Below are 23,493 nucleotides of genomic sequence, written 5' to 3' on the forward strand. Positions count from 1 at the left end.
TGTCTTGTGATAAAACGCACATGACATGAAGCCGTCCTCTCCTTCAGACCCGCCGCCCAGTGAGCCACCGCTTCCCGCAACGGTCGAGGCGTGCCACGCGGTGATCGCGTCGCTGCTGGAGCGCTTGGCGCGACTCGAAGAGCAACTGAAGGTCAATTCCCGCAATTCATCCAAGCCCCCGTCCGGTGACGGTCCCGGAGCGCTCCCGCGCAAGACCCGAAAGAAGAGCGGACGAAGCCTCGGTGGCCAGGCGGGCCATAAGGGCAGCTTCCGGGCCATGCTGGCCCCGGACGAGGTGGACCGGCAAGTGCGCTGTGCGCCGCCCGAGGCCTGCCCCAACTGTGGTGCGGCAGTTGTGCCCGACGAGGGCAAGCCGATCCGGCACCAGGTGTTCGAGGTGCCTGCGCTTACCGCCGAGATCACCGAGTATGTGCGCGAGCGGGGCTGCTGCACGGGCTGCGGTCACCGGAACCACGGCGCCCTACCCACGGGTGTGCCGCGTGGGCAGCTGGGGCCGCGGGCGCTCGCCCTCGTGGGGACGCTGGCTGGGCAGTTCCACCTCTCGCAAGCCAAGGTCCGGGATCTGCTCGGGCAGGTGATGGGGGTTCGCTTCAGTCTTGGGGCGATCTCGCAAGCCCACGGCCATGTGGCGCAGGCCCTGGCCGCGCCAGTACGGGAACTGCACCTCGAGATTGCACGCGCGCCCGTGCGCCACGCGGACGAAACCTCGCACCAGAGCCACACGTCCCTGATGTGGCTGTGGGCCCAGGTCACGCCGTGGGGCGCGGGCTTCCGGGTCGATCCGTCGCGCGGAAAGCTTGCCGCTCAGGCACTTCTGGGCAAAGAGCCGCAAGGCATGATCGTCAGCGACCGCTATGCCGGCTATGCCTGGATCGATTCTTCCCAGCGCCAAGTCTGCTGGTCGCACCTGCTGCGTGACTTTGCACGGATCGGGCTGCGCCAAGGCCTGCCCGGACGGATCGGTCGGCGGCTCGAAGCCTACGGCTTCACGCTGTTCCGTTGGCGAGGCGCCGGTGCGCCGGCGGCACACTACGGCTGGCTGCAGAAGCGAATCCGTACCCAGTTACAGGCCGCCGCAGACCAGAGCTCGTGCTCGCGCACCGCCAAGACCTGCCGGAACCTGCTCGCCCTGTGGCCGGCGCTGTGGCACTTCCTGGACGACCCGGCCGTTGCGCCCACCAACAATGCCGCTGAACGGGCTCTGCGTGGATTCGTCATCCGGCGCAAGCTGTCCTACTTCACGCGTTCCGGACGAGGGCTACGCTTCATCGAGCACACCTTCTCGGCGGTGCAGACCTGTCGGCTGCAGGGACGCAACGTGTTCGACTACATGACCCAGGCCCTCAGCGCCTGGCTCGCCGGCACTTCGCCCCCTTCGCTGGTGCCGGAGGAGATCCGTGCGCAGCACGCAGCCGCCTGAAAGACCCCATACCCCTCAAGCAGTAGTAGGCGGGGGTGAATGCTTACAAGAAATGACCACCACGTTCATGGGAGGTGGCGCTGTCGTGAGAGCGACACCATGGGGCGCTGCAGGAACAGCCGCGAATGCTGATATGGTCGCCGCCAGTAACGCTGCAGCCAACGCACGCCTTAATTAGGACGCCGGTCCTGCCGCCAAGGGAGTGGGTGGAGGCATCGCATCAAGCTTGCCTGCCCATCTGCCGCTGCAGGCGAATGGCGTCCAATAAATTATCATGAATCGTCTACGCAACCAGGGTGCCCAACCGTAGAGATTGGTGGCGGAAAAGATCCAGTGGTTAAGGTTAAGCATAGGTATTAATGCTATGAAATCAATTCTAGATCAATTTTACGAACTGTCCTTGGTTTCAGTGATTGAGGATAAAGATAGCTTCTTTTGTCGAGTCATTCCTATGGCTATTGGCGAAAGGCATAGAATCCTTGAAAACCAAGAACATGAACCAATAAGAATTTGTTTTAACGCTGTTTCTGGATATTTGGTTGTTCCGGAAGTTATTCAGGCTGGTTTTGATCTGAAAACAGTTGATGATTCTGTGATTTCAGAAGTAATGTCGAGTATTCTGATTAATCATCTTGGGTTTGATGCTTTTTTCCTTGCGAACCGTCATATTGTGCTGCGCACGGCACACCAAATTGTCAATGTATTTATCGATCTAGATGACTCTATCCGGTTGGACTCGGTTATTCAGGTTTTCTGATTCTGAATTTCTCAAAATTAGCCGATACCAATAACCGCCTATTCAAAAAGACCGAAGCCGCCGGCCTGCCGGAAGAGCGGGTGACCGAGTACGTGGTCAACAGCCTCGGGCAGACCACGCAACCATACAGTTATAAGGAAGTCGCCGACCCAGCAGCCATGCTTGATATGTTCAAGAAGGCAAATCCAGAGCAGCAGGGGCAGATGTTCCAAGACTATCTACGGCACAAGTTGTCTGGGACAATCCTGCCAATTACGCCCAGATTGCGGACTTTGTGAAGAACAACTGCGGGTGCAACAAATGAGAAAATCATTACGACTACTTCTGCTGACTGCTTTTCTCATTCCAGTTCTGCTGCTGTCGGCTTGCATCAAACAACGGGGGTTAAGCACTGTTGGCGTCGGCGAGGTTGGGCCAATCTTCTGTTTCTCATCGGGTGCTAAGTGCGATGAGAAAGGGGATGAGGTGCACTCGATCTACGTTGATGAAGTTGACAGAAAAGGGAATTCCGTGGGAATGGTGTGGCTGTTACACGGCGCCTCAGATATTCAGGCCGACTACATCATAAAGAGGGTCGAATATGGGAAGGTTCCCCATGGCTGGAAAGAGAAGGAACCTTCCCAGCCGATCAAAAGCAACACCTATTACAGCGTGAACGGCGAATTCTTCTTCATGCGCGACGGCAAGGAGCAGTACCACGTCGAGACGCGAAAGGAGTTTTTCGACAAGGTGCAGCGGGCGATGGCTCACATGGACTGAAAGCCCCTTTTGCGCTCTGGCCACTGGCAGGGATGCTTGGGCGAATGCTCCGCGACGAGGATTTCCGCCCCTCGGACAGGTGCCTGGAGACGGCAAATTGGATCTTTCAGGACCGACTAGGTATTTCTATCGTCCGATAAGGTTGCGATGATGCAAAAAGCTAAATTCTTTTATAAAGATATCATCTCGATAGAGTGGGTAGACAAAGAGACGTTACGCTACTCTGAAGAGGGAGGAAGGTCTGCGTTGGTGTGGGTTGATTTTGAGCCTGGTTTTTTTAAGAGAGGTCGAATTATTAGGATGTCCTCTATTAAAAATTGGGATGAAAGGCCTGGATTCGCCTCCAGACTCATCGACGCAAATGACAGAGCAAAGATTGTTGACGCCATTATTGCTTATTACGAGTATCAAAACGTTCCATGCCGAATGGAATACAAGTGCTCAAAGTGAAGTTCGCCCCGGATCGTCCGCCGAACCCGTTCGATAACCCCCTCCTGGCTTGTGCGCTTCACGTCGTAGTTGCCGGAGTAGCCTATGTCTCGGCGTACTACGCACTTGTTGGGGGTACATTTGTGCCTGCGGCCTGCGGTGTCGCAGTAGTTTTGGCGATGGAGGCTGCGTGGCTCTACTTCCGGATGCGCCGTTCTCGCTAGTTGGTCCTAACATATTCAACTTCACGCCGCAGCCAGGCGCTGACGCCGTCCACGACCACCGCCATTGCCAGCATCGCAAGGATCACCGTGCTGGCCTCCGCCTCGTGGAACAGGGACAGGCTGAAGTACAGCAGCGCGCCGAGCCCGCCGGCGCCGACGAAACCGAGGATCGCCGCCATGCGGATGTTCATCTCCCAGCGGTACAGCGCGTAGGCCAGCCACTGGGCGGCAACCAGCGGAAAGGTGCCGTACAGGAAGGCCGCCAGCGACGGCGCGCCGCTACCGGCGAGCGCCTCCGCCGGTGCCGGCGGGGTGTTCTCCAGCGCCTCGGCGAACAGGCGGCCGAGCACGCCGGTGGTATGCAGCGCCAGCGCCAGCGTGCCGGCAAAAGGCCCAAGGCCGGCGGCCAGCACCATCAGCGTGGCCCACACCAGCTCCGGCACCGAGCGCAGCAGGTTGAGGACGAAACGCGCCGCCGCCCGCCCGGCCACGCCGTGGCGCCCGGCCGCCGGCAGCGCCAGCACGGCGCCGGCAACGGCTGCCAGCACGGTGCTGACCAGCGAGATCGCCAGCGTCTCCAGCGCCGCCCAACCCACCTTGGCGAGAAAATCCGGCCCCAGTTCGGGCGGGAAGAAACGCCCGACGAAATCGGCGATCTCCCCCGCCGCCGTGCCGGTGAACAGCGCGCCCAGCGGCATGTCGAGATAGGCGAAGCTGCCGGCCACTGCCGCGACGACCAGCACCACCACCAGCAGGCCGCCGAAGGACACGCCGGCCCTCATGCCAGCCTCCGCCGCAGCAGTTCCGAAAGACCATCGGCCACCACCACCAGCACCAGGAAGGTCGCCAGGATGCTGGCCGCCTCGCCGCCGTTGAGCATCTTCATCGACTGGTCCATCAGCTGGCCGAGCCCGCCGGCGCCGACGAAACCCATCACCACCGACGCACGCACCGCGCATTCCCAGCGATAGACGGTGTAGGACACCAGCTCGCTCGCCGCATTCGGCAGCAGGCCATAACACAGGGCCGCCAGGCGGCCGCTGCCGGCCTCCAGCAGCGCGCGGGCCGGGCGGACATCGGTGGATTCGAGGATCTCGCCATACACCTTGCCGAGCATGCCGCCGTAGGTGATGCCCAGCGCCAGCACGCCGGCCGCCGCACCGAGGCCGAAGACACGCACGAACAGCAGCGCCCACACCAGCTCCGGCACGCCGCGCAGCACCGCCAGCAGCGCCCGCGCCGCGCTGCGCAGCGACTGGCCGATCCAGCCGCGCCGGCCCGGCCCGAGGCGGGCGATGGACAGGCTGCGGGTCAGCACCAGGCCCAGGGGCACCGCCAGCAGGATCGACAGCGCGATGCCGGCGGTGGCCATCGCCAGCGTCTCGACGGTGGCTTTGCCGAGCAGGGACAAAAAGTCCGGCGCAGTCTCGGGCGGCAGGAAGCCGGCCAGGAAATTGCCCATCGCCGTCAGGTTGCCGGCCTCGAACAGGGCCGCCGGGTGAAAATCGGTGAGGCGCAGCAGCGGCCACAGCAGCACCAGCACCACGAGGGTCCAGCCCAGCCGCGGCAGCGCCGCCGGGTCGCGTACCGCGGTGCTCATGCGCAGCGCAGCGGCGGCAGCTCGCTGGTGGTTTCGGCCGGCTCCGGGGCGCGCAGGCCACCGGCCAGCGGCAGCCCGCCCTCGGCGGCGTACAGCTCGCGCAGCAGGGCATCGCTGACCTGCGCTGCCGGCAGATCGAACAGGATCGCCCCGTCCTTCACGCCGACCACCCGCGGGAAATGGCGCAGCGCCAGGTCCACCGCGTGCAGGCTGGCCACCAACGTCACGCTGCGGCGGGTCGCCTCTTCGTTGAGCAGGGAGATGGTGAGTTCCGACAGGGCCGGGTCCATCGCCGACACCGGCTCGTCGGCCAGCAGCAGCTCCGGCTGCTGGTACAGCACGCGGGCCAGCGCGACCCGCTGCAGTTGCCCGCCGGACAGGCGGTCACAGCGCTCATACAAGCGCTCGGCGAGATCCAGCCGGGCCAGCGCGGCGCGGGCGCCGTCCGGATCGACCGGCAGCACCAGCGAGGCGAGGGATTTCCACAGCGGCCACTGGCCGAGGCGGCCGGCCAGCACGGCAGTCACCACCCGCTGGCGCGGCGGGATCGGCGGCGACTGGTGCACCAGACCGATGCGCGCGCGCAGGCGGCGCAGCGCGGCCGGCGCACAGGCCCACGGCTCGCCATCGAGCAATTTCACCCGCCCCTCGCCGGGGCGCAGGGACGCCGCCAGTACCCTGAGCAGCGTCGTTTTGCCGGCGCCGGACGCGCCGATCAGCGCCACCCGTTCACCCGGCGCGATGCGCAGGTCGATGCCACGCAGTGCACGGAAACCGTTGGCGTGGGTCAGCCCAACGCCTTCGAGGGAAAAACCCATGGTGATCCTCATGGCCACCGGCAGGCTGGGGCGGGCAACAGGAGCGGCTTCACCCGCCCCACGGCCCGCCTTGGCCCGGCCGGCTTGCAGCCTTACTTCAGCAGGCCGGCCGCGTGGGCGGCCGCTTCGATGCCCTTGTAGTTCTCCGCCTTGGTGGGGATGAACTTGCTGGCGCGCTGCAGGGCCATGATTTCCTTGTGGGCCGGGTTGGCCGGGTCGAGCTTCAGGAAGGCCTGGGCGATCTTGGCCTGGATCTTCGGGTCCAGGTCGCCGCGCACCGTCCAGTTGTAGTCGAAATAGGTCGGCGTGGTGGCGAAGACATGCACCTTGGCGGTATCCACCTTCTTCTGCTCGACCAGCTTGTCCCACACCGAGGCGTTCAGCACGCCGGCGTCAACCTTGCCGGCCTGCACGAAGGCCACGGTGGCGTCATGGGCGCCCGAGAAGGCCACGTTCTTGAAGTCCTTGTCCGGGTTGAGGCCTTCCTGGCTCAGGAAGTAGCGCGGCATCAGGTGGCCGGAGGTGGACGATGGCGCGCCGAAGGCGAAGGTCTTGCCCTTCAGGTCGGCGAAGCTCTTGATGTTGTCGTTGGCGGTGATGAATTTCGACGTGAACTTCGAATCCTCGACCCGTTGCACCAGCGGCACGGCCGTGCCATTGGTGCGGATCTTGGCCTGCACGAAGGTGAAGCCGCCCAGCCAGGCCAGGTCGAGCTTGCGGGTGGCCAAGCCTTCGACGACGGCGGCGTAGTCGGTGACCGGCACGAAGCTGACCTTCATCCCGGTTTCCTGCTCCAGGTAGGCGCCGAGGGGCGCGAACTTGCGCTGCAGCTCGGTGGGCGCCTCGTCGGGAATCGCCGACACGCGCAGCACTTCTTCGGCATGGGACACGGCCGGTAGGCCGGCGACGGCGGACAGGGCGGAAACGGCACAGGCGCGCAGCAGCGCGCGCCGGGACAACGGCACGGAAGGCATGGACGGCTCCTCAAAGAGGCACCCGTTCGGGCACCAGCCGCCGGGACGGGGGAGGACGGCCCCGGCTTGATTGGCAGGATGGCAGCACGCGATCCCGCGGAAAAACCCTAAGCGGTGCACAGACCGCGAGGCGGACTATAACGACGGAGAGGAGATCAGTGAAGGGGCCGGACAGCACGCGGAGAGCCAGGACTGGTGCGGATTCCCGGACGTCATCGGACGTGCTGCGGCGCAGATGGACATTTTGTCCAGCGGGTGGACAGAATGTCCCGGGATAGCGCGGAGTGGACTTTCAAGTCCTTGATTCCTATCGGCCCCAAGCCTGGTGCAGGGATTGCAGTGCGTACGGACACCGTGTTTCCACAACAACCGGAGGAGGAAGAGTCACCATGCAACTCTCACGGCGCCAGTTCTTCAAGGTGGCCGCCGGGGGCTTGACCGGCTCGAGTCTGGTCGCGATGGGCTTCTCGCCCACCGCGGCCCTCGCCGAAGTCCGCACTTTCAAGCTTTCGCGCACCACCGAAACGCGCAACACCTGTCCGTACTGCTCGGTCGGGTGCGGCATCATCATGTACAGCCTGGGCGACGGGGCCAAGAACGTCCACGCCGAGATCATCCACATCGAGGGCGACCCGGATCATCCGGTCAACCGCGGCACCCTGTGCCCGAAGGGCGCCGGCCTGCTCGACTTCGTGCACAGCAAGAACCGCCTGAAGTACCCGGAAGTGCGCGAACCGGGCAGCAAGGAATGGAAACGCATCAGCTGGGACGAGGCCTACGGGCGCATCGCCAAGCTGATCAAGGAAGACCGCGACGCCAACTTCATCGCCAAGAACGCCGACGGCGTGACGGTGAACCGCTGGCTTACCACCGGCTTCCTCGCCGCCTCCGCCTCCAGCAACGAATCCGGCTACATCACCCACAAGGTGGTGCGCAGCCTGGGAATGCTCGCATTCGATAACCAAGCGCGTGTCTGACACGGCCCGACGGTGGCAAGTCTTGCCCCGACGTATGGCCGCGGCGCCATGACCAATCACTGGACCGACATCAAGAATGCGGACGTGATTCTGATCATGGGCGGAAACGCCGCCGAAGCCCACCCCTGCGGCTTCAAATGGGTGACCGAAGCAAAGGCCAGGAACAAGGCCCGCCTGGTCGTCGTGGACCCGCGCTTCACGCGGTCCGCCGCGCTGGCCGACCTGTACGCGCCGATCCGCACCGGCACCGACATCGCCTTCCTCGGCGGGGTGATCAACTACCTGATCACCAACGACAAGGTGCACATGGACTACATCAAGTCCTACACCGACATGAGCTTCCTCGTGAAGGAGGAATTCGCCTTCGCGGAAGGCTTCTTCTCCGGCTACGACGCCGACAAGCGCAAGTACGACAAGGCCAGCTGGGAATACCAGATGGGCGCGGACGGCTACGTCAGGACCGATCCGAGCCTGCAGGACCCGCACTGCGTGTGGAACCTGATGAAGGCCCACTTCAGCCGCTACACGCCCGACGTGGTCGAGCAGATCTGCGGCACGCCGAAGGCCAAGTTCCTGCAGGTGGCCGAGCTGCTCGCGTCCACCCACACGCCGGACCGGGTGATGACCATCCTCTACGCCCTCGGCTGGACCCAGCACAGCGTTGGCTCGCAGATCATCCGTACCGCGGCGATGATGCAGCTGCTGCTCGGCAACATCGGCCGGGCCGGCGGCGGCGTTAACGCCCTGCGCGGCCACTCCAACATCCAGGGTCTCACCGACCTGGGCCTGCTGTCCAACCTGCTGCCCGGCTACATGACGCTGCCCGGCGAGAAGGAAACCGACTACGACCAGTACATCGCCAAGCGCGCGCCCAAGCCGATGCGCCCGGGGCAGATGTCCTACTGGCAGAACTACGGCAAGTTCCACGTCAGCCTGATGAAGGCCTGGTACGGCGCCGCCGCCACCAAGGACAACAACTGGGCCTTCGACTACCTGCCCAAGCTGGACAAGACCTACGACGTGCTGCAGGTCTTCGAGCTGATGCACCAGGGCAAGATGAACGGCTACGTGGCGCAGGGCTTCAACCCGCTCAACTCCTTCCCCAACAAGGCGAAGGTCGGGGCGGCGCTGTCCAAGCTGAAGTTCCTGGTGATCATCGACCCGCTGGCCACCGAAACCTCGGAGTTCTGGCAGAACTACGGCGAATTCAACGACGTGGACCCGGCCAAGATCCAGACCACGGTGTTCCGCCTGCCGTCCACCTGCTTCGCCGAGGAAGACGGGGCGATCATCAACTCCGGCCGCTGGCTGCAATGGCACTGGAAGGGCGCCGAGCCCCCCGGCGAAGCCAAGGGCGACCCGGAGATCATGGCCGGCATCTTCCTGCGCCTGCGGGAGATGTACAAGAAGGACGGCGGCGCCTTCCCGGACCCGATCCTCAACCTCACCTGGCCCTACAAGGTGCCCCACGAGCCCTCGTCCGAGGAACTGGCCAAGGAGTACAACGGCAAGACCTTCGCCGACCAGCTCGACCCGAAGGACCCGACCAAGGTCATCAGGAAGGCCGGCGAGCTGCTCGACTCCTTCGCCCAGCTGAAGGACGACGGTTCCACCGCGTCGGGCTGCTGGATCTTCACCGGCGCGTGGACCGAGAAGGGCAACATGATGGCCCGGCGCGACAACGCCGATCCGTACCAGAACGGCCAGACCCTCGGCTGGGCCTTCGCCTGGCCGGCCAACCGGCGCATCCTCTACAACCGCGCCGCCGCCGATCCGTCCGGCAAGCCCTGGGACCCGAAGCGCAAGCAGGTCTGGTGGGATGGCACCCAGGGCAAGTGGGTGGGTTCCGACGTGCCCGACTTCAAGGTGGACTCCGCCCCCGAGGACGGCATGAGCCCCTTCATCATGAACCCCGAAGGCGTGGCCCGCTTCTTCGCCCGCGGCATGATGAACGAAGGTCCGTTCCCCGAGCACTACGAGCCCTTCGAGACGCCGATCGGCCTCAATCCGATGCATCCGAACAACCCCAAGGCCACGTCCAACCCGGCCGCACGGGTGTTCAAGGGCGACATGGAAGCCTTCGGCAAGGCCAAGGAGTTCCCGTACGCAGCCACTACCTACCGGCTCACCGAGCACTTCCACTACTGGACCAAGCACGTCGAGTCCAACGCCATCATCCAGCCCGAGCAGTTCGTCGAGATCGGCGAGGCACTGGCCGCGGAGAAGGGCATCAAGGCCGGCGACAGGGTCAAGGTCAGCTCCAACCGCGGCTACATCAAGGCGGTGGCGGTGGTGACCAAGCGCATCCAGCCCCTCAAGGTCGACGGAAAGACTGTCCACCACGTCGGGATTCCGCTCCACTGGGGTTTCAAGGGGGTGGCCAAGAACGGCTTCGTCACCAACACCCTGACGCCTTTCGTGGGAGACGGAAACACCCAGACGCCGGAGTTCAAGTCCTTCCTGGTCAACGTCGAGAAAGCCTGAGGAACGCACCATGGCACTGCAATCACTGGATATCGCCAAGCGCTCGGCCACGACCACCGAGCCCCCCCACGCGCGCAAGACCATCGAGGTCGCCAAGCTCATCGACGTCTCCAAGTGCATCGGCTGCAAGGCCTGCCAGGTGGCGTGCATGCAGTGGAACGACCTGCGCGACGAAGTCGGCAGCTGCGGCGGCACCTACGCCAACCCGACGGACATGACCGACCAATCCTGGACGGTCATGCGCTACGCCGAGGTCGAATCGGAAGAACGCGGCCTCGAGTGGCTGATCCGCAAGGACGGCTGCATGCACTGCGAGGACCCGGGCTGCCTGAAGGCCTGCCCGGCGCCGGGCGCCATCATCAAGTACGCCAACGGGATCGTGGATTTCCACCAGGAAAACTGCATCGGCTGCGGCTACTGCGTGACCGGCTGCCCGTTCAACGTGCCGCGCATCTCCAAGAAGGACAGCAAGGCCTACAAATGCACGCTGTGCTCCGACCGCGTCGCGGTCGGGCTCGAGCCGGCCTGCGTTAAGGTCTGTCCGACCGGCAGCATCAGCTTCGGCTCCAAGGAAGACATGAAGGAGCTGGCCGAGGAGCGCGTCGCCGAGCTGCAGGAACGGGGCTTCAAGAACGCCGGCCTGTACGACCCGGCCGGCGTGGGCGGCACGCACGTCATGTACGTGCTCAACCACGCCGACAAGCCGAGCCTGTACAGCGGCCTGCCGAACGACCCGACGATCGCACCCACCGTTTCCCTATGGAAAGGCTTCACCAAGCCCCTGGCCATGGCCGGCATTGCCGCCGCGGCGCTGGGCGGCCTGTTCCACTACGTGATGAAGGGTCCGAACGAAGTGTCGAAGGAAGTCGAGGCTGAAGTCGAGAAGGAACTGGAGGCTGAAAAATGATCCGCGATCCGTCCGACCTGCAACGCTACAACGCGTCCGAAAGGGCCAACCACTGGGTCGTGGGCATCTGCTTCATCCTGCTCGCACTGTCCGGCCTGGCCCTCTTCCACCCGGCGCTGTTCCCGCTGACCATGTTGTTCGGCGGCGGGGTGTGGACGCGCATCCTGCACCCCTTCGTGGGCGTCGTGATGATGCTGTTCTTTGTGGTGATGTTCTTCCGCTTCAAGCATCTCAACCAGATGACCCAGACCGACTGGGAATGGGTCAAACGGGCCAAGGAGATGGTGGACGGCGACGACCACAACATGCCGGAAATGGGCAAGTACAACGGGGGCCAGAAGCTGCTGTTCTGGTTCCTCGGGGCCGCCATGCTGGTGCTCTTCACCTCGGGCATCGTCATCTGGCGGGCGTACTTCTCGGCCTACTTCCCGATCGGCGTGATCCGCACCGGCGCATTGCTGCACGCCGCCTTCGCGGCGCTGATGATCATCGCGATCATCGTGCACGTGTATGCGGCGATCTGGGTACGCGGCACCATCCGGGCCATGCTGTACGGCACCGTGACCCGCGCCTGGGCCAAGCAGCACCACCGCGCCTGGTACCGCCAGGTGACCGGCAAGTAGCCCCCACCTGCAGGGGCGGTCCCCGCGGCCCCTGCAGCCAAATTTCCCTGTTCGACGGGGCCTGGTCCCTGCCCCGTACTTTTTTGGTACCGCCATGCAGAAACTGCTTTCCCCCGAGGAAATCGCCACCCAGGCCGGCAGCGAAGACAGCACCAACCGCCTGCCCGCCCCGCGCCTTTTCGCCGAGCGTGCCGCCCGCCTGCGCACCCTGGCCGATGGCCACGCGATGGCCGACTTCCTGCGCTTCGCCGCCCACCTCGCCGACGCCCAGCAGAGCCGGCTCGACAAGCTCGGCGCGGCCCCCCGCCCCGATTCCGCCCACCTGGAACGCTGCCGCCAGCACGGCATGCCGCCCCTCGACGCCCACGGCGCCGAATTGCCCGCCGACTGGCAAGACGTGCTGCTGGCCCTCGCCGCCGATGTCGCCGCCCACGCGCCTGCCGGCCTGCAGAATGCCATCGCCGAACTGGCGGACTTCCCCGCCGAGCGCCTCGACGCCCTCGCCCGCGCCATCCTGCGCTGCGAAGAAACCCTCTCCAACCCGCTCGAACTGGCGCTGGCGCCGCTGATCGGCGCCGCGCTGCAGGTGCAGTGGACCGCCCGCGCGCAGGCCCTGCAGGCCGGCGACATCCCGGCCGGTTTCGAGGACAGCCTGTGCCCCGCCTGCGGCTCCCACCCGGTGGCCTCCATCGTGCGCATCGGCGACGCCGGCCACGGCGTGCGCTACGCCGCCTGCAGCCTGTGCGCCTGCGAATGGCACGTGACGCGCATCAAGTGCGTGCCCTGCCACAACACCCGCGGCATCGCCTACCAGGGCCTCGAAAACGCGCAGGGCGATCCGCACCCCGCCGTGAAGGCGGAGACTTGCCCCGAGTGTCATTCCAGCCTGAAGATCGTGTCGATGGAGAAGGATCCGTTCGCCGACGCCTTCGCCGACGACCTGGCCACCCTCGCCCTCGACATGCTGGTGGACGAGACCGGTTTCCATCGGGCCGGCCGCAACCTGTTCCTGTTCACCCCCTAGGAGACTCCCCACGATGGCGTCCATGGTCCATGGCACCACGTCCGACGACAGCACCGCCTACCGCGCCCTGCCCAGTCTAGACCGGCTGCTCACCGCCGCCCCCGGCCTCGTCGCCGCGCACGGGCGCACCGAAACCACCCAGGCCCTGCGTGACACGCTGGCCGACGCCCGGCGCCGCATCGGCGCCGGCGAGGCCGCCCCGGATAGCGTCGGCCTGCTGGAAAACGCGAGCGCGCGCCTGGCGGCGCGCGCTTGTCCACAACTGAAACAGGTGTTCAACCTGACCGGCACCGTCCTGCACACCAACCTGGGGCGGGCCGTGCTGCCCGACGAAGCCATCGCCGCAATGGTGGACGCCGCGCGCTCCCCCTGTGCCCTCGAATACGACGTGACCAGCGGCGGTCGCGGCGACCGCGACGACGTCGTCAATGAGCTGCTACAGGAGCTCACCGGCGCCGAAGCCGCCACCGTGGTGAACAACAACGCCGCCGCGGTCTTCCTGCTCCTCAACACCCTCGCCCAGCGCAAGGAAGTCATCGTTTCCCGTGGCGAACTGGTGGAGATCGGCGGCGCCTTCCGCGTACCGGACATCATGAAGCGGGCCGGCGCCAGACTGGTCGAAGTGGGCTGCACCAACCGCACCCACCCACGGGATTTCGAGGAAGCCATCAGCCCGCGCACCGGCCTGCTGATGAAGATCCACACCAGCAACTACGCGGTCGAAGGCTTCACCGCCAGCGTGACCCAGGCCGACATGGCGCGCATCGCCCACACCCATGGCCTGCCCTTCGTCGAAGACCTGGGCAGCGGCACGCTGACCGACCTGGAACGCTGGAACCTGCCCCACGAACCGACGCCCCGCGAAGCCATTGCCAACGACGCCGACCTGGTGACGTTCTCCGGCGACAAGCTGCTCGGCGGCCCCCAGGCCGGCATCCTGGTCGGCCGCCAGGACCTGATCGGCAAGATCAAGAAGAACCCCCTCAAGCGCGCGCTGCGCGTCGGCAAGATCACCCTCGCCGGCCTGGAAGCCGTGCTGCGCCTGTACCGCGACCCGGACACGCTGGCCGAAAAGCTGACCACCCTGCGCCTGCTGACCCGCCCGCGCGACGCCATGCTGGCCCAGGCCGAGCGCCTGAAACCCACCATCGCCCAGGCCCTGGCCGGCTGGCCACTGACGGTGAGCATCGAACCCATGCTGTCGCAGATCGGCTCCGGCAGCCTGCCGGTGGACCGCCTGCCGTCGGCCGGCCTGGTGTTCCGCCCGCAGGGCCGCAAGAGTGGCGTGCTCAACCGCCTTGAAGCCGCGCTACGCGGGCTGCCTCTGCCAGTCATCGGGCGCATCGCCGACAACGCTCTGCACCTGGATCTGCGCTGCCTGCCGGAACGGGACGAAGCCACCTTCCTCGCCCAGTTCAACCAGGGGCTCAAACCATGCTGATCGGCACCGCCGGCCACATCGACCACGGCAAGACGACGCTGGTCCGCGCCCTTACCGGCGTGGACACCGACCGCCTGCCGGAGGAAAAGCGCCGCGGCATCACCATCGAGCTGGGCTATGCCTACCTGCCCGTCGCGACAGACGCCGACGGACCGGAACAGGTGATCGGCTTTGTGGATGTACCCGGCCATGAGAAATTCGTGCCGACCATGCTGGCCGGCGCCAGCGGCGTGGATTTCGCCCTGCTGGTGGTCGCCGCTGACGACGGCTCGATGCCGCAGACCCGCGAGCACCTGCAGATCCTCCAGCTGCTCGGTTTGACACACGGCGCAGTGGCGCTCACCAAGGCCGACCGGGCCAGCCCGGAACGCCTCGCCGAGGTCAGCGCCGAGATCCGCGCCCTGCTCGCCCCGACGGCCCTCACCAACGCGCCGATCTTCCCGGTATCGGCGATCAACGGCGACGGCATCGCCGAACTGCGCGAGCACCTGTTGGACGCCGCGCAGCGCCTGCCGCAACGCGCCGCAGACGGGGAATTCCGCCTGGCCGTGGACCGGGTGTTCACGCTGGCCGGTGCCGGCACCATCGTCGCCGGCACCGTGCACGCCGGCCAGGTGCAGATCGGCGATACCGTGCACCTCGCCCTGTCCGGCAAGAGCGCCCGCGTGCGCAGCCTGCATGTGCAGAACCGCAAGGCCGACAGCGGCCACGCCGGACAGCGCTGCGCGCTGAACCTGGCCGGGCTGGCAGTGGACGAGATCAAGCGCGGCGACTGGCTGGTCGGCCGCGCCGACACCCTGCCCGCCCAGCGCCTCGACCTGGATCTCCAGCTGTCCACCGACGCCCCACGCGCACTGGCCCACGGTGCCGTCGTGCAGATCCACCACGGTACGCGCCACGTGCTGGGGCGGGTCGCGCTGCTCGACGCCGCCCTCGAAAAATCTGGCCTGCCGCCCGGCGAACACTGCCTCGCCCAGGTCGTCGCCGACACGCCGCTGCACGCCTGTCGCGGCGACCTGCTGGTGCTGCGCGACGGCCACGGCCAGCACACCCTCGGCGGCGGACGCATCCTCGATCCCTTCGGCCCGCCGCGCCAGCGTCGCGCGCCCGCGCGGCTGGCGGCACTGGCAGCGCAGGCCATCGCCGATCCGACCCAGCGCCTGTGCGCGGTACTCGACCATGCCCCGCTGGGCATCGACCTGCACCAGCTCGGCGCCGCCGAAAACCGCCGCCCCAAGCAGTTGCTGGCCCTGCTGCCGGCTGGCAGCGCCCATTACACCGACAAGGCCGATTGGCTGATCGGCAGCGCATCGCTGAACATCCTGGCGGCGCGTACCACGTCCCGCCTGGCCAACTACCACGCACACAACAGCGACGAGTTGGGTGTCGAACGGGACCGCCTGCGGCGCATGCTCGCCCCCCAAGTGCCCGCCGCCGCCTTCTCCGACTGGCTGGAAAGCTGGCTCGCCGCCGGCCGCCTGGCGCGCAACGGCAGCGCCTGGCACCTGCCCGACCACCGGGTCGAACTGGACGCCCACGACCGCCAGCGGGCCGACAGACTGCTGCCGTGGCTGCTCGACAAACCCTTCGACCCACCCTGGGTGCGCGACATCGCCGCGCGGCTCGGCGAACCGGAAAACCACACCCGCGAATTGCTCAAACGCCTTGCCGCCCGTGGCGAAGCCTGCCAGGTGGTGCGCGACCTGTTCTACGCCCCGGCAGCGATCCGCAACCTGGGCCGCATCGCCAGCGAACTGACCGACGCGCAGAGCGCCATCCGCGCCGCCGACTTCCGCGACCGCAGTGGCGTCGGACGCAAGCGGGCGATCCAGATCCTCGAGTACTTCGACCGCGTCGGCTTCACCCGCAAGATCGGCAGCGGCCATGAAGAACATCACCGAATACGCGGCGATCTTCCGATAAATTAGATTTAAAATACGGTAAAATTCAAATATGGAAGGGACGCGTCCCCCGGTGGGGCGACTGGTCTTCAAAACCAGGAGGGGCCGTCAACCGGTTCCTGGTGGGTTCGACTCCCATTCCCTTCCGCCACCATTCTTCACGTCAAGCCACCACCATGCCCCAGCTGCGCGGCTGCAATTTTCCCGACGAGCTGCTGTACCACGCGGACAGCCACCTGTGGTTCCAGCCCACCGGCCCCGGGCGTTTCCGGGTCGGCGTGACGCAGTTCGGCATCGCGCTGTCCGGCGAGATCCTGTTGTTCACACCCAAGCCACTGGGCGCCGAACTGAATGCGGGGCGCGGTTTCGGCCTGCTGGAAGCCGGCAAGACGGTGTTTCCGGTCAAGACGCCCTTCGACGCCCGCCTGCTGGACGCCAACCCGGCCCTCGACCCGTCCGCCCGCGCGATGAACCGGCAGCCCTTTGAGGCCTGGCTGGTGGAGCTGCAAGCCCTCGCCCCACTGCCACCCGGCCTGCTGCTGGCGTGGGATGACGCCCGGCCGGAGATCGAGAAGATCATGGACCGCTACGCCTTCCGCGATCTGGCGGATTTTTCCGCCCCGCTGTTCCACGAGGACAACCGTGACTTCTGAGACCGCCCGCCCGGCGGAAAAACTGGCGATCCTGGTGTGGGCAGCCGATCCGGGGCGGCCGGAGCTGTGCGCGACGCCCTTCTATTTCGCCGCCGCCGCCGCGGCAATGGACGTGGAGGTGGAGATGTATTTCACCGCCCGTTCGGTGGAGTTGCTGCAGGTCGGCGTCGCCGAAAAGCTTGAAGCCGCCGCCGGCAGCGGCAAGTCAGTCGCCGATTTCCGCCGCGAAGCGCTCACTTTCGGCGTGAAGATCTATGCCTGCCCGACCGCCCTCGCCAGCCACGGCGTCGACGCCAGCACGCTGATCCCCGCCGTCACGGGCCAGGCGGGCGCCGCCGCCTTCATCGGCCGCAGCCTGGACCCGGCCTGGCGGACCCTCAGCTTCTGACTGCGGCCCGACGGCTGGCCAGCCAGCCGAACAGGGACAGCAACGTCAATCCGCCGCCGATCAGCAGGATGCCGGCGATTTCGGTAGCGCGGAATTCCTCTCCGAGGGTCAAGCGCGACGACAGGATCGCTACCACCGGCGTCCCCAGCACCGACAGGCTGGCCTCCCAGGCCGGCACCCGGTCGAGGATCCAGATCCACAGCCACCAGCACAGGGCCACGCTGGCCACCGACAGGAAGGCCAGGATCGCCACGTAGTGCAGCGACCAGTCCGTCGCCGGCCCCGGCACCACCGCGGCCAACAGCACCAGCGGCAACGCGCCGACGATCATCTGCCAGGTGGTCAGCACCAGCAGATCCACCGGCTGGCGGCTGCGCAGGCGCTTGACGAGGATGGTGCCGATGGCCCAGCACAGTGCCGCGCTGAGGCCCAGCAGCTTGCTGAACAGGCTGGCGTGCATGTTCCACGGCTCGATGATCAGCAGCAGGCCGGCCAACGTGCACGCAGCCGCCAGCCACTGCTTGCCGCGCACCCGCTCACCGAGGATCGGCCAGGCCATCAGCAGGGTCCAGATCGGCATCGTGAAGATCAGCACCGCGGTCTTGCCCGGGCCGCCCTCCACTAGCGCCCAGGTCTGGAACACCACGAAGCCGCTGACCTGCACCAAACCGATGGCGCTGGTCGCCAGCGGCGCCACCAGGCGCAGCGAGCGCCCGCTCAAACGCACCGCCAGCATCAGGGCCAGCGCACCGCCGACGGTGCGTTGCGCCGCCAGCGCGAAGGGCGACGCGAAAACCAGCCCCTGCTTGAGCAGGACCCAGGTATAGCCCCAGGTGGACGACAGGATGATGAGCGCCAGCGCGGGCAACCAGCGCGGCGTTGAAGCGGACGATACGGACATGCGTGGAACCGTCGCGAGAGACGGCGGGAAACGGAAGAAAGGCAGACCGGCCAGCGGGAGCGAAGTTCGCGCCCGCTGGCAACTGCGCGGATCTCAGGATCTCATTCGGCGGATTCCGCCTTCTTGCGCGGGCGCCGGGCGCGCGGCGCCGGTTTGCGGGTCTCGTCGGCAGGCGGCGGGACAATTGCGGAGTCCGCTTCGACGACAGCGGCCTTCGCCGGCCGGGCCGTCTTGCGCTTCGCCCGTGCAGGGCGGACGGGCTCGGGCTGGGAAACCGCCTCGACGAGCGGAGCCGGCACCACGACTGCCTCCGGCGCGGCGGCGGACGGCTCAAGATCGACGACTACAGCGCCGGCTTCTCCCTTGGCAGGCCGGCGCCCTTTGTTGAGCTTGGCCGACGCCTTCTTTCCTTCTTCAGCAACGACGACGGGCGGCAGGTTTTCCGGCGCCACGACGCTTGCCACCGGTTCGACGGCCGGCTTGCTGCGCCGCGCCCGCGGGCTCTTGCGCTTGCCTTCCGCCGGCCCTTCGGCCCCCGCCAGCATGGCCGGAACTTCGGCAGTCACCACCACCACGGTTTCATTCGCCACGGACATTGGCGCCCCGGCCCGGCGATAGACGTAGGTACCGGATTTCTCGTCGCGCCCGATCTCCAGCAAGCCACGGGACTGGGCCTCGTCCAGCAGGTTACCGAAGGCCTTGAAACCGAAGCGGGTTTCGCTGAAATCCGGCTTGCGACGCTTGATCGCATCCTTCAGCACCGAGGCCCAGATCTTGCCGGTGTCGCCACGCTCGGCGAGCAGCGCGTCGAAGGTCTCAACGGCCATGTCCACAGCGCGGCTGCGCCGCGCCTCGATCTCCTCCCGGCGGCGCTTTTCCTCCTCGGGACTGCGGCGCACCGGCGGCTGGGCTTCCTTCGGTTCACGCTTGGCCACTGCCTGGCGGGTTTCCCGCACCAGGTCGTCGTAGAAGATGAACTCGTCGCAGTTGGCGATCAGCAGGTCCGACGTGGACTGCTTCACGCCGACGCCGATCACCTGCTTGGCGTTCTCGCGCAGCTTGGAGACCAGCGGCGAGAAGTCGGAATCGCCGCTGATGATGACGAAAGTATTGACGTGGCTCTTGGTGTAGCAAAGGTCGAGGGCATCCACCACCAGGCGGATGTCGGCGGAATTCTTGCCCGACTGGCGCACGTGCGGAATCTCGATGAGTTCGAAATTGGCCTCGTGCATGCCAGCCTTGAAGCCCTTGTAGCGCTCCCAGTCGCAATAAGCCTTCTTGACGACGATGCTGCCCTTCAGCAGCAGGCGCTCGAGGACCAGCTTGATGTCGAATTTCTCGTACTTCGCATCGCGCACGCCAAGGGCGACGTTCTCGAAGTCGCAGAACAGGGCCATGCTGACGTTGTCGGGAGAAGCGGCCATGGGAAAATTCCTGAGTTAGGCGGACGTGCGCGCAGAGTACGCGCAAATCGACGCCCGGTCAGCGTCCCTGATCGGACTCCGCCGGCGGCGCGACCTTCACGACCTCCTCCAGCGTTGTGATACCGGCCGCCACCTTGAGAGCACCGGACAGGCGCAACGGCTTCATGCCCTCGCGTATCGCCAGGTCGCGGATGCGCGCCAGGTCAATGTCGCCGGTGACCGCCTTGCGGATCTCCGGCGACATCCGCAGGATCTCGTAGAGGCCGATGCGCCCCATGTAGCCGGTCATGCGGCATTCGATGCAACCCACCGCCCGATGGATACGGGCCGGCCGCGACGCCTTCCACGGTGTCACGAGGTGATCCCAGATCGCCTCCTCCTCCGGCGTCATCGGCTGGGATTCCTTGCAATGGGGGCACAGCACGCGGACCAGGCGCTGGGCCATGATGCCGAGTAGGGTCGCATTGAGCAGATAGGCCGGCGCGCCCAGATCGAGCAGACGGGTCACCGCCGACGGCGCATCGTTGGTGTGCAGCGTGGACAGCACCAGGTGCCCGGTGAGGGCGGCCTGGATCGCCATTTCGGCGGTTTCCAGGTCACGGATCTCACCGACCATGATGATGTCCGGATCCTGCCGCATCAGCGCCCGCACACCCTCGGCGAACCCCAGGTCGATGGCCTGGTGGACCTGCATCTGGTTGAAGCTGGGCTCCACCATCTCGATCGGATCCTCGATCGTGCAAACGTTCACCTCCGGCGTGGCGAGCTGCTTGAGGGTCGAATAGAGCGTCGTGGTCTTGCCCGAACCGGTCGGGCCGGTGACCAGGATGATGCCGTGGGGCTGGCTCGAAATGGATTGCCAGCGGGACTGGTCGGCGTCCGAAAAACCCAGTTCGGCCATGTTGCGCACCAGCACGTCGGGATCGAAGATCCGCATCACCAGCTTTTCGCCGAAGGCGGTGGGCAACGTGGACAGGCGCAGCTCGACTTCCTTGCCGCTGGTCACCCGGGTTTTCACGCGGCCGTCCTGGGGCCGGCGCTTCTCCACCACGTCCATGCGGCCGAGGATCTTGATGCGGCTGGTCACGGCGGCCAGCACGCTCATCGGCATCTGGTACACCTGGTGCAGCACCCCGTCGATGCGGAAACGCACCAAGCCCATGTCGCGCCGGGGCTCGATGTGGATGTCGCTGGCCCGTTGCTCGAAGGCGTACTGCCACAGCCAGTCCACGATATTGACGATGTGGCGGTCGTTGGCATCGTATTGACGATTGACCTGCCCCAGCTCCACCAGCTGCTCGAAGGACGATCCGCCACCATGCCCACTGCTCTGGGCGGCCTTCTTGACCGAGCGGGCCAGGTTGTAGAACTCGACGAGATAGCGCGCCACGTCAGCCGGGTTGGCGATGACGCGGCGGATCTCCTTCTTCAGGATGCCGGCGACTTCCTTCTCCCATTCCCGCAGGAAAGGCTGGGTCGTCGCCACCACCACTTCATGCAGCCCCACCTCCAGCGGCAGCACACCGAAACGGGTTGCGTAGGCCGAGGACATCACCGCGGTTACGGCCGCGAAATCGATCTTCAGCGGATCGATGCGCATGTAATCGAGTCCGACCCGACTGGCCAGCCATTCGCTCAGCACTTCCAGGCTCAAGACCTGATGAGGAGCCGCTCTTGCGACCCATTTCTGGCCAGCCACGACCACCAGGGGATGCATCTCAGCGGCCTTCTTCGCCTGGGCAATGCGTAGCGCATCGGCATCGGCCGAATCGACGAGTTGATCGCCGACCAGCATGTCGAGCACTTCGGCAAGGGTCAGTCTGTGTTCGGAGACGGCGGCCGCAGCAGCTGAATATTGGGACATGGGCTACGTGGCATGGGCAGGACGACCGCTGAAAGCAGCACCTGACCACCGGAAATCGGATGCGACCCAAGCATAAAGGCATATCCCCGCCACAGCCAGAAATTTGCACGCTTTTACGCCCCGGCCCGGCAGCGTTTACCAGCCCCGGTAGCCGCGATCGTAACCCCGCTCATAACCCGGACCGTAGCCGCGGTAGGGCCCCGGCCCATCATAGTGATGGTAGCGGCCGTAGCCCGGACCAGCCGGAACAACAACGCAGCCCCCCAGCAGAGCGGCGAGAAGAATGCTGCAGACAAGACCCTTTTTCATGGCAGTGCTCCAGGAATCGGTTGATGTCTCTCCTTAACGCATGAGGTGCTCGTTTGGTTGGTGGCAAACAGTCTCCAAATGTTGCCGCCCCTATTGATGACATTGGTATTAGTCTGCACAATAACAATGTCATTAACAAGGAGACCTACATGAAGCACATTCTGTCCTTCCTCGGCCTGTCCCTCGCCGGAATCCACCTTGCACTGGCTGCCGTCAATATCAACACTGCCAGCCAGGGTGAGCTCGACGGCGTGAAGGGTATCGGCCCTTCCAAAGCCCAGGCGATCATCGACTACCGAACCAAGAACGGCCCCTTCAAGAGCCTCGACGATCTGAAAAACGTAAAGGGCTTCGGCGACAAGAGCATCGCCAAACTGAAGGGCGAATTGAGTATCAGCGGTGGAGATAGCGCCAAAAAGTGAGCTTTTGACGCCAGAAGGCATGACGAACACGACAAATGGCGGTAGTGTTGATCACCACCTCCATTTTCCGGATCCCCTGGAGCCCGCCATGCCTTCTGCATTCATCTCCCGCCTCGCCATCGTATCGATGGCACTTCTGCTGGCCGCCTGCGGCGTCTCCGACACGAGTACGGCCGCCATCACTGCCGCCCAACTCAAGGCCCGCGAAGCCGAACAGGCCCGGGCGGCGAAAGCGCAGATCGAACAACAACTGGAAGCCGCCAACCAGCAAGCCGAGGAACGGCGTAAGCAGATCGATGCCGCAACCCGCTAGTAAGCCGCTGAAATAAAAAGAATTTGCCGGAAATCAGCTTCATTCTTCTGGGCGCCGCCATACTGGCCGTATGGTGGCCTGCCCGCACGCCCATCGCCCCTTGGGCCGTTTTTTTCACTCTTGCACTGGGTTTCGCCCTGGTTGGCGGAACCGTGACCCCGGTCGCACTGCCGAGCCTGGCACTCCTGCTGTTGGCCAGCCACGCCTCCGTCCGCTACCTGCCGAAGGCCGGCCCTTGGGCGGCCGGTGTCCTTGCATTAATCCTGGCGCTGCACGTCTGGCCGGGATTTCACCCGATGACCATCGTCGACAAGGCCGTACTGAGCCCCGGTGCACGCGCCTTCACCCTCCGTGCCGGTTTCGACAAGGCGGCCGCCGGGCTCATACTCTTGGCATTTTTCGGCAAACGCATCAAATCAGGACTTGAACTCCGTCGAATTGGCGTCTTAATGCTGACATTTTCGGCCTTCGGCGCAATTTCGACGCTAGGACTCGCATGGCTGACGGAATTCGTCCGCCCGGATCCCAAATGGCCAGCCTTCGCGGACAGTTTCCTGGCGATCAACCTGTTGTTCACCTGCGTCGCCGAAGAGTGCTTCTTTCGTGGGCTGATCCAGGAAAAACTGCACCAGTACTTCAGCCAGCAGGGAAAACTCGTCCCGGTGATCCTGTCGGCCCTATTGTTCGGCGCCGCCCATCTGCCTGGTGGAGTGCAATACGCAATGCTCGCCGTTGTCGCCGGCCTCTCCTACGCCTGTGCGTATGCGCACACAAGACGCATAGAAGCGGCAATTTTCGTGCACTTTGTCGTCAATTCGACGCATTTTATAGGTTTCAGCTACCCAGGCCTGGGCAGCTGA

Annotated in this window: 23 protein-coding genes and 1 tRNA gene; 15 read left to right on the plus strand and 9 right to left on the minus strand. The window is 65.3% G+C overall.

Annotated elements, in window-relative coordinates:
- Positions 1-25 precede the first annotated feature (25 nt).
- Positions 26-1,441: an IS66 family transposase gene (gene tnpC, locus AC1PQG_RS24390; protein ID WP_481120182.1), complete on the plus strand. Its 1,416-nt coding sequence runs from the start codon at positions 26-28 to the stop codon at positions 1,439-1,441.
- A gap of 316 nt (positions 1,442-1,757) precedes the next feature.
- Positions 1,758-2,198, plus strand: a complete 441-nt coding sequence (locus AC1PQG_RS24395) for a hypothetical protein (RefSeq protein ID WP_481120318.1) — start codon at positions 1,758-1,760, stop codon at positions 2,196-2,198.
- Between the two features lie 38 nt (positions 2,199-2,236).
- Here the strand turns inward: AC1PQG_RS24395 and AC1PQG_RS24400 are convergent, their stop codons facing one another.
- On the minus strand, positions 2,237-2,410 hold the full coding sequence (locus AC1PQG_RS24400) for a hypothetical protein (RefSeq protein WP_481120319.1): 174 nt from the start codon (positions 2,408-2,410) through the stop codon (positions 2,237-2,239).
- An 88-nt stretch (positions 2,411-2,498) separates the two neighbouring features.
- Here AC1PQG_RS24400 and AC1PQG_RS24405 point away from each other — a divergent pair, with 88 nt between their 5' ends.
- Entirely contained in the window at positions 2,499-2,957 is a 459-nt protein-coding gene (locus AC1PQG_RS24405; protein WP_481120320.1) for a hypothetical protein, read from the plus strand.
- A 649-nt stretch (positions 2,958-3,606) separates the two neighbouring features.
- On the opposite strand, the gene phnE is transcribed toward AC1PQG_RS24405, so the two are convergent.
- The 4 genes from phnE to AC1PQG_RS24425 form a co-directional block, all read right to left on the minus strand.
- Positions 3,607-4,392 carry a phosphonate ABC transporter, permease protein PhnE gene (phnE, locus tag AC1PQG_RS24410; protein WP_481120321.1) on the minus strand — a complete coding sequence of 262 codons (786 nt, stop codon included), beginning with the start codon at positions 4,390-4,392 and terminating at the stop codon, positions 3,607-3,609.
- Entirely contained in the window at positions 4,389-5,210 is an 822-nt protein-coding gene (locus AC1PQG_RS24415) for a PhnE/PtxC family ABC transporter permease (RefSeq protein WP_481120322.1), read from the minus strand. The genes phnE and AC1PQG_RS24415 overlap by 4 nt, the downstream gene beginning before the upstream one ends.
- A complete protein-coding gene (locus AC1PQG_RS24420; protein WP_481120323.1) occupies positions 5,207-6,028 on the minus strand; it encodes a phosphonate ABC transporter ATP-binding protein in 822 nt (273 codons plus the stop codon). Before AC1PQG_RS24420 ends, AC1PQG_RS24415 begins: the two co-directional genes overlap by 4 nt.
- Before the next feature lie 92 nt (positions 6,029-6,120).
- A complete protein-coding gene (locus AC1PQG_RS24425) occupies positions 6,121-7,002 on the minus strand; it encodes a putative selenate ABC transporter substrate-binding protein (RefSeq protein ID WP_481120324.1) in 882 nt (293 codons plus the stop codon).
- A 389-nt stretch (positions 7,003-7,391) separates the two neighbouring features.
- Between AC1PQG_RS24425 and fdnG the strand changes: the two genes are divergently transcribed.
- The 9 genes from fdnG to AC1PQG_RS24470 all read left to right on the plus strand — a co-directional run bounded on the left by fdnG (position 7,392) and on the right by AC1PQG_RS24470 (position 17,400).
- Positions 7,392-10,463 carry a formate dehydrogenase-N subunit alpha gene (fdnG, locus tag AC1PQG_RS24430; protein WP_481120325.1) on the plus strand — a complete coding sequence of 1,024 codons (3,072 nt, stop codon included), beginning with the start codon at positions 7,392-7,394 and terminating at the stop codon, positions 10,461-10,463.
- Between the two features lie 10 nt (positions 10,464-10,473).
- Complete coding sequence (gene fdxH, locus AC1PQG_RS24435) at positions 10,474-11,370, plus strand: formate dehydrogenase subunit beta (protein WP_481120326.1); 897 nt, start codon at positions 10,474-10,476, stop codon at positions 11,368-11,370.
- Positions 11,367-11,993, plus strand: a complete 627-nt coding sequence (locus tag AC1PQG_RS24440) for a formate dehydrogenase subunit gamma (RefSeq protein WP_481120327.1) — start codon at positions 11,367-11,369, stop codon at positions 11,991-11,993. The genes fdxH and AC1PQG_RS24440 overlap by 4 nt, the downstream gene beginning before the upstream one ends.
- Positions 11,994-12,087: 94 nt before the next feature.
- Entirely contained in the window at positions 12,088-13,017 is a 930-nt protein-coding gene (gene fdhE, locus AC1PQG_RS24445) for a formate dehydrogenase accessory protein FdhE (RefSeq protein ID WP_481120328.1), read from the plus strand.
- A 13-nt stretch (positions 13,018-13,030) separates the two neighbouring features.
- Positions 13,031-14,458, plus strand: coding sequence for an L-seryl-tRNA(Sec) selenium transferase (gene selA / locus AC1PQG_RS24450; protein WP_481120329.1), 1,428 nt, complete (start codon positions 13,031-13,033; stop codon positions 14,456-14,458).
- Complete coding sequence (gene selB / locus AC1PQG_RS24455) at positions 14,452-16,386, plus strand: selenocysteine-specific translation elongation factor (protein ID WP_481120330.1); 1,935 nt, start codon at positions 14,452-14,454, stop codon at positions 16,384-16,386. The genes selA and selB overlap by 7 nt, the downstream gene beginning before the upstream one ends.
- Before the next feature lie 27 nt (positions 16,387-16,413).
- Positions 16,414-16,510 (plus strand) — tRNA-Sec (locus AC1PQG_RS24460).
- A gap of 25 nt (positions 16,511-16,535) precedes the next feature.
- The gene (locus tag AC1PQG_RS24465) at positions 16,536-17,012 is read left to right on the plus strand and encodes a glycine cleavage system protein H (RefSeq protein ID WP_481120331.1); all 477 of its coding nucleotides are present in this window, start codon (positions 16,536-16,538) and stop codon (positions 17,010-17,012) included.
- Complete coding sequence (locus AC1PQG_RS24470; RefSeq protein ID WP_481120332.1) at positions 17,002-17,400, plus strand: DsrE family protein; 399 nt, start codon at positions 17,002-17,004, stop codon at positions 17,398-17,400. The genes AC1PQG_RS24465 and AC1PQG_RS24470 overlap by 11 nt, the downstream gene beginning before the upstream one ends.
- On the opposite strand, the gene AC1PQG_RS24475 is transcribed toward AC1PQG_RS24470, so the two are convergent.
- From AC1PQG_RS24475 to AC1PQG_RS24490, 4 genes are all read right to left on the minus strand, one after another.
- Entirely contained in the window at positions 17,390-18,301 is a 912-nt protein-coding gene (locus AC1PQG_RS24475; protein ID WP_481120333.1) for a DMT family transporter, read from the minus strand. The genes AC1PQG_RS24470 and AC1PQG_RS24475 overlap by 11 nt on opposite strands.
- Before the next feature lie 101 nt (positions 18,302-18,402).
- On the minus strand, positions 18,403-19,725 hold the full coding sequence (locus AC1PQG_RS24480; protein ID WP_481120334.1) for an NYN domain-containing protein: 1,323 nt from the start codon (positions 19,723-19,725) through the stop codon (positions 18,403-18,405).
- 58 nt (positions 19,726-19,783) lie between these two features.
- Entirely contained in the window at positions 19,784-21,589 is a 1,806-nt protein-coding gene (gene tfpB / locus AC1PQG_RS24485; RefSeq protein ID WP_481120335.1) for a type IV pilus assembly ATPase TfpB, read from the minus strand.
- 135 nt (positions 21,590-21,724) lie between these two features.
- Complete coding sequence (locus tag AC1PQG_RS24490) at positions 21,725-21,898, minus strand: hypothetical protein (protein WP_481120336.1); 174 nt, start codon at positions 21,896-21,898, stop codon at positions 21,725-21,727.
- A gap of 149 nt (positions 21,899-22,047) precedes the next feature.
- On the opposite strand from AC1PQG_RS24490, the gene AC1PQG_RS24495 reads away from it, so the two are divergent.
- The 3 genes from AC1PQG_RS24495 (at position 22,048) to AC1PQG_RS24505 (ending at position 23,493) form a co-directional block, all read left to right on the plus strand.
- Positions 22,048-22,320, plus strand: coding sequence for a ComEA family DNA-binding protein (locus tag AC1PQG_RS24495; protein ID WP_481120337.1), 273 nt, complete (start codon positions 22,048-22,050; stop codon positions 22,318-22,320).
- 88 nt (positions 22,321-22,408) lie between these two features.
- Positions 22,409-22,633 (plus strand): hypothetical protein, encoded by a 225-nt coding sequence (locus tag AC1PQG_RS24500; RefSeq protein WP_481120338.1) that lies wholly within the window; start codon positions 22,409-22,411, stop codon positions 22,631-22,633.
- 23 nt (positions 22,634-22,656) lie between these two features.
- The gene (locus AC1PQG_RS24505) at positions 22,657-23,493 is read left to right on the plus strand and encodes a CPBP family intramembrane glutamic endopeptidase (RefSeq protein WP_481120339.1); all 837 of its coding nucleotides are present in this window, start codon (positions 22,657-22,659) and stop codon (positions 23,491-23,493) included.

It is taken from the genome of Zoogloea sp. GDB6, from assembly GCF_056724105.1.